Origin of the sequence: Pseudomonas sp. S10E 269 (assembly GCF_002798465.1) — a bacterium.
Classification (GTDB): Bacteria; Pseudomonadota; Gammaproteobacteria; order Pseudomonadales; family Pseudomonadaceae; genus Aquipseudomonas; species Aquipseudomonas pergaminensis.
Window position 1 is genome coordinate 1353349 of record NZ_PHIJ01000001.1, and the last position, 11129, is coordinate 1364477.

General features: G+C 60.6%; 12 protein-coding genes. 3 read left to right on the top strand and 9 right to left on the bottom strand.

Annotated elements, in window-relative coordinates:
* Positions 1–29: 29 nt before the first annotated feature.
* Positions 30–737, bottom strand: a complete 708-nt coding sequence (locus CWC48_RS06395) for a PilW family protein (protein WP_100491516.1) — start codon at positions 735–737, stop codon at positions 30–32.
* Positions 734–1219 (bottom strand): type IV pilus modification protein PilV, encoded by a 486-nt coding sequence (pilV, locus tag CWC48_RS06400; RefSeq protein ID WP_100491517.1) that lies wholly within the window; start codon positions 1217–1219, stop codon positions 734–736. The genes CWC48_RS06395 and pilV overlap by 4 nt, the downstream gene beginning before the upstream one ends.
* A 193-nt stretch (positions 1220–1412) precedes the next feature.
* Between pilV and CWC48_RS06405 the strand changes: the two genes are divergently transcribed.
* Positions 1413–1994 (top strand): GspH/FimT family protein, encoded by a 582-nt coding sequence (locus tag CWC48_RS06405; protein WP_078046811.1) that lies wholly within the window; start codon positions 1413–1415, stop codon positions 1992–1994.
* On the opposite strand, the gene ispH is transcribed toward CWC48_RS06405, so the two are convergent.
* The 6 genes from ispH to murJ form a co-directional block, all read right to left on the bottom strand.
* Positions 1948–2895, bottom strand: coding sequence for a 4-hydroxy-3-methylbut-2-enyl diphosphate reductase (gene ispH, locus CWC48_RS06410; RefSeq protein ID WP_012722142.1), 948 nt, complete (start codon positions 2893–2895; stop codon positions 1948–1950). The two genes, CWC48_RS06405 and ispH, sit on opposite strands and share 47 nt — an antisense overlap.
* A gap of 158 nt (positions 2896–3053) precedes the next feature.
* The gene (gene fkpB, locus CWC48_RS06415) at positions 3054–3491 is read right to left on the bottom strand and encodes an FKBP-type peptidyl-prolyl cis-trans isomerase (protein WP_177111390.1); all 438 of its coding nucleotides are present in this window, start codon (positions 3489–3491) and stop codon (positions 3054–3056) included.
* A 7-nt stretch (positions 3492–3498) separates the two neighbouring features.
* On the bottom strand, positions 3499–4011 hold the full coding sequence (gene lspA / locus CWC48_RS06420; RefSeq protein WP_078046809.1) for a signal peptidase II: 513 nt from the start codon (positions 4009–4011) through the stop codon (positions 3499–3501).
* Positions 4004–6835, bottom strand: a complete 2832-nt coding sequence (gene ileS / locus CWC48_RS06425; protein WP_100491518.1) for an isoleucine--tRNA ligase — start codon at positions 6833–6835, stop codon at positions 4004–4006. Before ileS ends, lspA begins: the two co-directional genes overlap by 8 nt.
* A 14-nt stretch (positions 6836–6849) precedes the next feature.
* Positions 6850–7788 carry a bifunctional riboflavin kinase/FAD synthetase gene (gene ribF / locus CWC48_RS06430; protein WP_010213269.1) on the bottom strand — a complete coding sequence of 313 codons (939 nt, stop codon included), beginning with the start codon at positions 7786–7788 and terminating at the stop codon, positions 6850–6852.
* A gap of 119 nt (positions 7789–7907) precedes the next feature.
* Positions 7908–9446 carry a murein biosynthesis integral membrane protein MurJ gene (murJ, locus tag CWC48_RS06435; RefSeq protein WP_078046807.1) on the bottom strand — a complete coding sequence of 513 codons (1539 nt, stop codon included), beginning with the start codon at positions 9444–9446 and terminating at the stop codon, positions 7908–7910.
* Between the two features lie 253 nt (positions 9447–9699).
* Here murJ and rpsT point away from each other — a divergent pair, with 253 nt between their 5' ends.
* On the top strand, positions 9700–9978 hold the full coding sequence (rpsT, locus tag CWC48_RS06440; RefSeq protein ID WP_003188401.1) for a 30S ribosomal protein S20: 279 nt from the start codon (positions 9700–9702) through the stop codon (positions 9976–9978).
* 356 nt (positions 9979–10334) lie between these two features.
* On the opposite strand, the gene CWC48_RS06445 is transcribed toward rpsT, so the two are convergent.
* Positions 10335–10820 carry a peptidylprolyl isomerase gene (locus CWC48_RS06445; protein ID WP_027606858.1) on the bottom strand — a complete coding sequence of 162 codons (486 nt, stop codon included), beginning with the start codon at positions 10818–10820 and terminating at the stop codon, positions 10335–10337.
* Between CWC48_RS06445 and CWC48_RS06450 the strand changes: the two genes are divergently transcribed.
* On the top strand, positions 10819–11109 hold the full coding sequence (locus CWC48_RS06450) for a DUF3565 domain-containing protein (protein ID WP_100491519.1): 291 nt from the start codon (positions 10819–10821) through the stop codon (positions 11107–11109). The genes CWC48_RS06445 and CWC48_RS06450 overlap by 2 nt on opposite strands.
* Positions 11110–11129: the final 20 nt, after the last annotated feature.

Below are 11129 nucleotides of genomic sequence, written 5' to 3' on the forward strand. Positions count from 1 at the left end.
GATTACTCTCGCTAAGCACCATGGCCGCCCTACCCCAGCTGGTTTCGCAACGCCGCCACGACGCTGTAGGTTTGAGCTTTTACCCGGCCAGAAGGGTCTTGCAGCGTCATCTGGATACGCACGCTGCGTATCAGGGAGGCGTCGGCTGGCGCGGCGTCGTAACGCACGACCTGCAGTGATGCGGGCTTGGCGGCAAGGCCAAAGCCAAGCTCGAACGCCTGCACGTTATCCACCAGCACGGCCTTGGCGGGTGCTGCAGGGGTGCTGACTTTAAGCTGGCCCGCTTCGAAGGTGTAGGTCACTTGGCGCAATGCAAAACGGATCTCGCCCGGAGCAGGCGCAGGGGAGTTTCCAATGTAAGCCTGGGCGCTACCCGTGCAATCGGACAATACGGTCCAATCAGGCTTGCCGCTTTCATTACCGGCATCTGCAGTCACCAACGTCAGCGACTTGACGCCCGCCCCACCATCCCAACTGACCGGCCGATCAAAGGCCGGTGGCGCATTCTCGATAAAGCCTGTGGCCAAACAACCAAACATGCCCGCCTGGCGGATGTCCTGAATGATTTTGCCCAGTACGAACCGCGCATCATCCTGCAGCGACATGGCTGCCTGCTGGCTGGCGTGGGTAGCTCTGGAATCAATCACCACCTGGCTGCCCCCAAGCACCAGCACCAAGCCCATGGCCAACGCCAGCAGTAACTCCACCAGACTGAAACCGCGAGCAAGACGCCTCATTGCGCCACCCCCGACTCATCGCTGATACGGCTGGTCAGGGTGAAGGTTTCCCGGGCACCTGGCGTGTTGGTCCCCCGGTTGTCATCCCAACTGATACTGACCGTTACCTCACTGCCGCTGATCGACACCGAGCCTTTGGCGCCCTCCCCGGCAAAGCCGAGGATATTGGCCTCGAAATCATGCAGGTCCAGATCGCGCACGCTGCCAGTAGCGCCACTGGCAGGAGCACGCTCTCCCCGACCCCAGGCGTAGTCGGCGCCAGAATTGGCGCGGATCCGGTCGAGCATGTCGTAGGCAATGAAGCTGGCCTGGCTGGTCATCCTTGAGCTGTCGGTGTACTTGAGCGCGTTGAGTTGGATCACTGCCGCACCCAGCAGGCCAATGGCAAGGATCAGCACGGCGACAAGCACTTCGATCAGCGTCATTCCGGTCTGGCGGGGGGATAAAACGGGAGAAATACAGGTATTCGTGCGGGCAAGCATTACCGTCGCCATCCATGTCGAAGTCCGAAAAAGAGCAGGCAGAACCTGCTGTGCGGCTCAAGACTAGCGCCGGTTTTTCACCCGTGCTGCTACGGGAACAAAGGGAAATACTTTGGACATAAAGGCCATCATCCAGCGCCTCAGCCTGCACGCTATACCTAGGACGACACCCCTATCCACGAAGGAATGGCACATGCACCAACGCGGTTTTACCCTGATCGAATTGCTGCTCGGACTGACCCTGAGCAGCATTCTGGCGACCCTGGCAGTGCCGAGCTTCAAGAGCCTGCTGGACTCACAGCAACGCCACAGCGCGGCACAAACATTGGCGGCAGGCCTGCGCTACGCACGCACCGAAGCCATTGCACGCAATCGAGCGGTGGTCATTCACGCATTGAACGATGATTGGAGCCTGGGCTGGCGCGTCATCGTGGATGCCAGCGGACGCGGCCACCTGGACGACGACAACCCCGTATTGCTGACTCACCAGGACAGCGGCCATGGCTTGATCGTGGGCAATGGGCCGCTCAAGAGCCAGGTGCGCTTCAGCGGGCTGGGCGAGCCGATATTTTCAGGGGGAGGTTTCCGTGCCGGCACCGTGCATGTGTGTGCCAGGGATCAGGCGCAGAGCCTGCATCAGATCGTGCTGGCGCCCAGCGGGCGCATCAGCCTGCGCAGCGACAGTGCCGAGCAGGCGTTGTGCCGGAGTGGGTCCGGCAACCCGACACTCAGAGCAACGAGCGAACGCGCAATTCCTTGGGCATGGAAAACGTGATGTTTTCCTCGCGACCTGCCAGCTCATCGGCACCGGTAGCGCCCCAGGCGTGCAGTTGCTGGATAACCCCACGTACCAGCACTTCCGGGGCCGAAGCACCGGCCGTGATGCCAATGCGCTCGACGCCATCGAACCAACTGCGCTGCATGTCTTCGGCGCCGTCGATCAGGTACGCTGGTGTGGCCATGCGCTCAGCCAGCTCACGCAGGCGGTTGGAGTTGGAGCTGTTGGGGCTGCCGACAACCAGCACCACATCGCATTCATCGGCCAATTGCTTGACCGCGTCCTGCCGGTTCTGGGTGGCGTAGCAGATGTCGTCCTTGCGCGGCCCACCAATGGCCGGGAAGCGGCTGCGCAGCGCGTCGATCACGCGACTGGTGTCGTCCATGGACAAAGTGGTCTGGGTCACGAATGCCAGGCGTTCGGGGTTCTGCACCTGCAGGTTGGCGACGTCTTTTTCGTCCTCCACCAGATAGATCGCCCCACCATTGCTGGCGTCGTACTGCCCCATGGTGCCTTCGACTTCCGGGTGACCGGCATGGCCGATGAGGATGCACTCGCGTCCGTCACGGCTGTAGCGCGCGACTTCGATGTGAACCTTGGTAACCAGCGGGCAGGTAGCATCGAACACTTTCAGGCCACGGCCTGCCGCTTCGGTGCGCACTGCCTGGGAGACACCGTGGGCACTGAAGATGACGATGACGTCGTCCGGCACTTGGTCCAGCTCTTCGACAAAGATGGCACCGCGTGCGCGCAGGTCTTCGACCACAAATTTGTTGTGGACGACTTCATGGCGCACATAGATCGGCGGCCCGAAGACCTCCAAGGCGCGGTTGACGATTTCGATCGCCCGGTCCACACCGGCGCAGAAGCCACGGGGGTTGGCGAGTTTGATTTGCATGCTGTGCCTCGTGTCTTGCTCGGCAAGAAATTGGATCTTGTGGGAACTGGCTTGCCTGCGATGCAGGCACCTCGGTGTATCAGGTACACCAGGGTGATGCTATCGCAGGCAAGCCAGCTCCCACACAAGCCAGCGCCCGCAGGCGCCGGTTTTGTCAGTTAGATCGCTTTAACGCTGATGATTTCAACGTCGAACGTCAAGGTTTTACCGGCCAACGGGTGGTTGAAGTCGATGGTCACTTGCGCGTCATCGAAGGTTTTCACCACGCCGGGCAGTTCGGTATTCGCCGCATCGTTGAAGATCACCAACAAGCCTTCCGACAGGTCCATGTCCTGGAACTGCGAACGCGGGATGATCTGCACGTTTTGCGGGTTGGGTTGGCCAAAGGCGTTTTCCGGCAGGATCTGCAGGGTACGCTTGTCGCCAGCCTTGAAGCCGAACAGGGCCGCCTCGAAACCCGGCAGCAGGTTGCCATCACCGACCTTGAAGGTGGCCGGTGCCTTGTCGAACGTGCTGTCGACCGTATCGCCATTCTCCAGGCGCAATGCGAAATGCAAAGTGACTTCCGTGTTCTGGCCGATGCGTTGCTCAGCCAATACCTGATCAGTCATTGACGGTCTCTCCGGTTTTCTTGCTTTTGAACATATCCAACGCCAGCATGATTGCACCGACGGTGATGGCGCTGTCGGCAAAGTTGAACGCAGGGAAGTACCAGCGGTTCTGCCAATGCACCAGAATAAAGTCGATCACATGGCCGAGGGCAATGCGGTCGTAAAGATTGCCCAGCGCACCGCCCAATACCAGCGCCAAGGCGATCGCCAGCCAGGTGTCATCACGGCCAAGACGCTTGAGCCACACCACCAGCACCGCACTGACGACCACGGCGATCAAGGCGAACAGCCAGCGCTGCCAGCCGCCGCTATCCGCCAAAAAGCTGAACGCGGCGCCGGTGTTGTAGGCCAGGGTCCAGCTGAAGTAATCCGGGATCACCACGATCTGCTGGAACATCTCCAGGGAGCCTTCGAAGTGAGCCTTGCTGACCTGGTCGATGACCAGGACCAGCACGCTCAGCACGAGCCAGCCCAGACGTCCGAAACGACTGGCTGAGTTAGGCATAGTGACGAACCTCGCCTTCACCGCTGATGTTGTCGACGCAACGACCACAGATTTCCGGATGCTCAGGGTTCACGCCGACATCTTCACGGCAGTGCCAGCAACGGGCGCATTTAGGGAAGGCGGACTTGACCACTTTGAGCTTGAGGCCCGGCACTTCGGTGGCGACCGCGTCCGCCGGGGCCTGGGCGAATGGCGCCAGGCTCGCGGTAGAGGTGATCAGCACGAAGCGCAGTTCGTTGCTCAGCTTGGCCAGGTCGGCGGTCAGGCCTTCCTCGGCAAACAGGGTGACTTCGGCTTGCAGGTTGCCACCGACGGCCTTGGCCGCACGTTGCACTTCCAGCTCCTTGTTCACCGCAACCTTCACGGCCATCACGCCTTCCCAGTACTCGCGGCCCAGTTCGAAGTCGGCCGGCAGTTCGGTCAGGCCTTCGTACCAGGTGTTGAGCATCACCGACTCGTTGCGCTCACCCGGCAGGTATTCCCACAGTTCGTCGGCGGTGAAGGCCAGGATCGGCGCGATCCAGCGCACCAGCGCTTCGGAGATGTGGAACAGCGCGGTCTGCGCCGAGCGGCGCGCCTTGCTGTTGGCGCCGGTGGTGTACTGGCGGTCCTTGATGATGTCGAGGTAGAAACCACCCAGCTCCTGCACGCAGAAGTTGTGGATCTTCGAGTAGACGTTCCAGAAACGGTATTCGCCGTAGTGCTCTTGCAACTCGCGTTGCAGCAGCAAGGTACGGTCCACGGCCCAACGGTCGAGGGCGAGCATGTCCTCGGCCGGCAGGATGTCGGTAGCCGGGTTGAAACCGGTGAGGTTCGACAGCAGGAAGCGTGCGGTATTACGGATGCGGCGGTAGGCATCGGCGCTGCGCTGCAGGATCTGGTCCGACACGGCGATTTCGCCCGAATAGTCGGTCGACGCGACCCACAGACGCATGATGTCGGCGCCCAGGGTGTCGTTGATCTTTTTCGGCTCGATCACGTTCTTCAGCGACTTGGACATCTTGCGGCCCGTCTCGTCGACGGTGAAGCCGTGGGTCAGCAGTTCGCGGTATGGCGCGTGGTTGTCGATGGCGCAACCGGTCAGCAGCGACGAGTGGAACCAGCCACGGTGTTGGTCCGAGCCTTCCAGGTACAGGTCGGCACGCGGGCCGGTTTCATGACCCATCGGGTGCGAGCCGCGCAGCACGTGCCAGTGGGTAGTACCCGAGTCGAACCACACGTCGAGGGTGTCGCTGATCTTGTCGTACTGCGGCGCCTCATCGCCCAGCAGCTCGGCAGCGTCCAGTTTGAACCAGGCTTCGATGCCTTCCTGTTCAACGCGCTGGGCCACGACTTCCATCAGTTCGACGGTGCGTGGGTGCAGCTCGCCGCTTTCCTTGTTCAGGAAGAACGGGATCGGCACGCCCCAGTTACGCTGGCGGGAGATGCACCAGTCCGGGCGGTTGGCGATCATCGAGTGCAGGCGCGCCTGGCCCCAGGCCGGGACGAACTGGGTGTCTTCGATGGCTTTGAGCGAGCGTACACGCAGGGTGTCGCCGCTTGTTGGCTCTTTGTCCATGCCGATGAACCACTGCGCGGTGGCGCGGTAGATCAGCGGGGTCTTGTGGCGCCAGCAGTGCATGTAGCTGTGCTGGATAGTGGCGGTCTGCATCAGCGCACCGACTTCACGCAGCTTGTCGATGATCGGCTGGTCGGCCTTGAAGATGAACTGGCCGCCAAAGAATTCGAGCGACGGCACATACACGCCGTTGCTTTGCACCGGGTTGATGATGTCGTCGTTGACCAGGCCGTACTTCTTGCAGATGACAAAGTCGTCCACGCCATAGGCCGGCGAGCAGTGAACAATGCCGGTACCCGAACCCAGCTCGACGTAGTCAGCCAGGTACACCGGCGACAGGCGGTCATAGAACGGGTGACGGAAATTGATCAGTTCCAGCGCGGAGCCGGTGGTGGTCGCGATCACCGAACCTTGCAGTTCGTAGCGGGCCAGGCAGCCCTCGACCATTTCCTCGGCCAGCACCAGCAGGCGATCACCGACGTCCACCAGGGCGTAGGTGAATTCCGGGTGCACGTTCAGCGCCTGGTTGGCCGGGATGGTCCACGGGGTGGTGGTCCAGATCACGATGGCCGCCGGCTTGCCCAGGTTTGCCAAGCCAAAGGCCTCGGCCAGCTTGGCGTCGTCGGCGATCGGGAAGGCCACGTCGATGGTCGAGGACTTCTTGTCTTCGTACTCGACTTCCGCTTCGGCCAGGGCCGAACCGCAGTCAAAGCACCAGTTCACAGGCTTGAGGCCCTTGAACACGAAACCGCCTTTGACGATCTCGGCCAAGGCACGGATTTCACCGGCCTCGTTCTTGAAGTTCATGGTCTTGTACGGGTTGTCCCACTCGCCGAGCACGCCCAGGCGGATGAATTCGGACTTCTGCCCTTCGATTTGCTCGGTGGCGTAGGCACGGCACAGTTCGCGGGTTTTATCCGCGCCCAGGTTCTTGCCGTAGGTCACTTCGACTTTGTGTTCGATCGGCAGGCCGTGGCAGTCCCAACCCGGGACATACGGCGCGTCGAAGCCCGACAGGGTTTTCGAGCGCAGGATCATGTCCTTGAGAATCTTGTTCAGCGCATGACCGATATGAATCGTGCCGTTGGCATAAGGAGGGCCGTCGTGCAGGACGAATTTCGGACGATCCTTGCCAATTTCGCGCAACTTTCCGTACAGGCCAATACTGTCCCAGCGCTGCAGGATCTGCGGTTCGCGCTGTGGCAGGCCGGCCTTCATTGGGAAGGCGGTGTCCGGAAGGTTTAGCGTGGCTTTATAGTCGGTCATTTAAGGCTCTTCGGTTAGCGATGGGCGCTAGGTGCGGCTAGTGCACGGGCGGCGGCGACATCCGCATTGATCGCCGTTTTCAACGCCTCAAGGGAGGCGAAACGCTGCTCTTCACGCAGCTTCTGGTGGAAAACCACCGTCAAACGCCGGTCATACAGATCACCGGCAAAATCCAGCAGATGTACTTCCAGGTGGGCCTTGCCATCACCTGCAACCGTGGGCCTGACGCCTATGTTGGCGACTCCCGGCCACGATTGGCCGTCGATGTCGACGCTCACCAGGTAGACCCCGGTCAGCGGCACACGACGGCGCTTGAGTTGCACGTTGGCGGTTGGCGTGCCCAATTGGCGCGCCAGCTTCTGGCCGTGCAGGACCCGCCCGGCAATGCGGAACGGGCGGCCGAGCAGCCGCTCGGCCAAGGCGAAGTCGGCAGCAGCCAGGGCGTTACGCACCTGGGTACTGCTCACGCGCAGGCCGTCCAGTTCGACGGTTTGCGCGGCTTCGACGGTAAACCCCTGGTTGACGCCGGCATGCTGCAGGAAATCGAAATCCCCCACGCGGTCGCAACCAAAACGGAAATCGTCACCGACCTCCAGGTGCTGCACGCCCAGGCCATCGACCAGGATGCGGTCGACGAACTCGGCGGCGCTCAGGCTTTGCAAACGCTGGTTGAAAGCCAGGCAGAGGACGCGGTCCACGCCTTCTTCGGCCAGCAGTTGCAGCTTGTCCCGCAGGCGGGCCAGGCGCGCTGGCGCGGTCTCGGGCGTGAAGTATTCCCGCGGCTGTGGCTCGAAAATCACCACGCAGCTGGGCACGCCCAACTCGACCGCACGCTCGCGCAGCCGAGCCAGGATAGCCTGGTGGCCACGGTGAACACCGTCAAAGTTGCCAATAGTGGCGACGCAGCCCCGATGCTCGGGGCGTAGGTTGTGGAGACCTCGAACCAGCTGCATAACGCGCTTCTTGCTCATAAAGTGGTCGATTATAACCACACCCGGCCCCGGACGACAGGCAACAGCACGGGCCAAATGGATCGAATCGATAAAACAACCGTTTTATCGCGGCAAACTCTCTAGCTCAGCGACTTGCGATTGAAATCCCGCAGCCGGAAGCCTTGCAGCAGCAACATCCCGAAGTACACCACCACGCCAGCGACGACCAGCACGCCCAGGCGCAGGAAGCGCTCAAGCATATGGCCTTCATCCCAGGCGGGCATAAAGTGCATCAAGCCCAGCAGCACTGCTGACATCGCCCCCACCGCCACCAGCAGCTTGAGGGCAAACAGGCCCCAACCTGGCTGCGGCTGAAACATTTGCTGTTTGCGCAGCTGGTAAAACAACAGCCCGGCATTGATACATGCGCCGGCACTGATGGCCAGGGCCAGGCCAGCGTGAGCCAGCGGACCGATAAACACCAGGTTGAGCAGTTGCGTGACGACCAAGGTGAAGATCGCGATTTTGACCGGCGTACGGATGTTTTGCTGGGCATAAAAGCCGGGGGCCAGCACTTTGATTACGATAATGCCGAGCAGACCGACGGAATAAGCGACCAGCGCGTGCTGCGTCATCAAGGCGTCATGGGCATCGAACTGTCCGTATTGAAACAACGACACGGTCAACGGCTCGGCCAGGATCCCCAGCGCCAGGGCGCATGGCAGCACCAGCACAAAGCACAGACGCAGGCCCCAGTCGAGGATGCGCGAGTATTCCTGGCGGTCTTTACTGGCGTAGGTGCGCGCCAGCGTCGGCAGCAGAATCGTGCCCAGCGCCACGCCCAGCACGCCGGACGGCAACTCCATCAGGCGGTCGGCGTAGTACATCCACGACACCGAGCCAGACACCAGCAGCGAAGCGAACGCCGTGTTGATAATCAGCGAAATCTGGCTGACCGACACGCCGAGGATCGCTGGCAACATATTGCGCATCACGCGCCACACGCCGGTGTCCTTGAGGTTCAGGCGCGGCAACACGAGCATGCCGATCTTTTTCAGGTGTGGCAGCTGGTAGAGCAGTTGCGCCAGGCCGCCGGCCAGGACGGCCCAGCCCAGGGCCATTACCGGTGGGTCGAAATACGGGGTAAGGAACAGCGCGAAGATGATCATGCTGACGTTCAGCAGGGTCGGCACGAAGGCCGGCACCGAAAAACGATTCCAGGTATTGAGGATCGCACCGGCCAGGGATGAAAGGGAGATCAGCAATATATAAGGAAAGGTCACCCGCAGCAGATCGGTGGTCAGCGCGAATTTTTCCGGGGTGTTGGCAAAACCGGGGGCCGTGGCCCAGATCACCCAGGGAGCGGCGAGCATGCCAAGGATGGTCACCAGCATCAGTACCAGGGTCAACAGGCCCGAGACATAGGCAATAAAGGTACGGGTGGCTTCCTCGCCCTGCTGGGTCTTGTACTCGGCCAGGATCGGCACGAATGCCTGGGAAAACGCGCCTTCGGCGAAGATCCGTCGCAGCAGATTGGGTAACTTAAATGCAATAAAGAAGGCATCCGTGGCCATGCTGGCGCCAAAAATGCGCGCCAGCAAGGTGTCACGCACAAACCCCAGAACCCGGGAGATCATCGTGATAGAGCTGACGGCGGCCAACGATTTGAGCAGATTCATTGAAAGAGTTTGCGCCTTTAGATAAAGAGCAGGCGAACAAAGCGCCCACTTATGCGATACTGCGCGCCTGCAACAGCACAGAGCCAAAGCTCGCGAGTTTACAGGTCAAGCGCCGGAAATAAATCACCCGCCTCTTCAGATCGACCACTCAGCAGTTCGCATCAGCCGCCCTTGACAACCCATCAAGTCATCGGCATGATTCGCGGCCTATTTTGTTTGCTATTTCCTAAAAAGTCTTTCGAGGAGCTCGACGGTGGCCAACACACCTTCCGCCAAAAAACGTGCAAAACAGGCTGAGAAGCGTCGCAGCCACAACGCCAGCCTGCGTTCCATGGTTCGTACCTACATCAAGAATGTAGTTAAAGCCATCGACACCAAAGACGCTGAAAAAGCCCAAGCTGCTTACGTTCTGGCTGTGCCAGTTATCGACCGCATGGCCGATAAAGGCATCATCCACAAGAACAAGGCCGCTCGCCATAAGAGCCGCCTGAATGGCCACATCAAGGCTCTGAGCGTTCCTGCTGCAGCCTAAGTGGTAACAACTGCAACGCAACCCTGGTTGCGAAACAGTTAAGAAATGCCCCGTACCGAAAGGTCCGGGGCATTTTTGTTGGGCCCTGAAAATCCCCCCCCTGAGGGATGTGCGGCTTTTTTGTGGTGAGCAGGCTTGCCCGCGCTGGGCTGCGCAGCAGCCCCAATACATTCAACGCGTTCCTCCAGACAGAACACAGTCCCAGGTTTTAGGGCCGCTTCGCGCCCCAGCGCGGGCAAGCCCGCTCACCACAAAAAGCCCGCTCACCACAGGAAACCGGTCCACCAAAAAACACAGGCAAAAAAAACGCCCCGAACCAGTCGGGGCGTTTTTGCTACCTATTGATCAAACCACGATCAATGGTGATGACCGCCTTCACCGTGGACGTGGCCGTGAGCCACTTCTTCCTGGGAAGCGTCGCGGATGGCAACGATCTTCACTTGGAAGTTCAAGCGCTGGCCAGCCAGAGGGTGGTTGCCGTCGACGGTCACGTCGTCGCCGTCCAGGTCACGGATGGTGACGATCTGCATTTGGCCGTCCGGCGCGGACGCGTGGAACTGCATGCCCACTTCCAGTTCGTCAACGCCTTCGAACATGCTGCGGCTCAGAGTGCTGACCAGTTCGGCCGAGTACTCGCCGTAGGCATCTTCAGGTTCTACGGCAACGGTCAGCTCATCACCGACGCTCTTGCCTTCCAGCGCCTTTTCCAGGCCTGGGATGATGTTACCTGCGCCTTGCAGGTAGACCAGCGGCGCGCCGCCGGCGGAGCTGTCGATGACCTCACCAGCGTCGTTGGTCAGGGTATAGTCGATGGAGACAGCCTTGTTAGCGGCGATCGTCATGGGGCGAGACCTTTTGCATAAGAATGAAGAACGGACAAGTCTAAACAAGGATTTGCCCGAAAGCGAACAGAACCCGGACAGACGGGACCGATCAACGGCATCCTTCATCATCGGGTTCCACCAGGACGAGGACCAGCACTGGGTCGCCGAGCTCTCTTGCGGCCACACCCAGCACCTTCGCCACCAGCCACCCTGGCAGTCCCGCGCCTGGGTACTCGACCCCGCGCAACGCCTTGAAAAAATAGGCCAGCCCTTTGCCTGCGGCTGGTGTGCGCAGGAGCGCGAATAACGATAACCTTGGCGCTTGAT

Bases quoted from the DNA above. Each gene is read 5' to 3' on its own strand.
- CWC48_RS06395 (WP_100491516.1), bottom strand. From the start codon at position 737: ATGAGGCGTCTTGCTCGCGGTTTCAGTCTGGTGGAGTTACTGCTGGCG.
- pilV (WP_100491517.1), bottom strand. From the start codon at position 1,219: ATGCTTGCCCGCACGAATACCTGTATTTCTCCCGTTTTATCCCCCCGC.
- CWC48_RS06405 (WP_078046811.1), top strand. From the start codon at position 1,413: ATGCACCAACGCGGTTTTACCCTGATCGAATTGCTGCTCGGACTGACC.
- ispH (WP_012722142.1), bottom strand. From the start codon at position 2,895: ATGCAAATCAAACTCGCCAACCCCCGTGGCTTCTGCGCCGGTGTGGAC.
- lspA (WP_078046809.1), bottom strand. From the start codon at position 4,011: ATGCCTAACTCAGCCAGTCGTTTCGGACGTCTGGGCTGGCTCGTGCTG.
- ileS (WP_100491518.1), bottom strand. From the start codon at position 6,835: ATGACCGACTATAAAGCCACGCTAAACCTTCCGGACACCGCCTTCCCA.
- ribF (WP_010213269.1), bottom strand. From the start codon at position 7,788: ATGCAGCTGGTTCGAGGTCTCCACAACCTACGCCCCGAGCATCGGGGC.
- murJ (WP_078046807.1), bottom strand. From the start codon at position 9,446: ATGAATCTGCTCAAATCGTTGGCCGCCGTCAGCTCTATCACGATGATC.
- CWC48_RS06450 (WP_100491519.1), top strand. From the start codon at position 10,819: ATGGGGCGAGACCTTTTGCATAAGAATGAAGAACGGACAAGTCTAAAC.
- CWC48_RS06445 (WP_027606858.1), bottom strand. From the start codon at position 10,820: ATGACGATCGCCGCTAACAAGGCTGTCTCCATCGACTATACCCTGACC.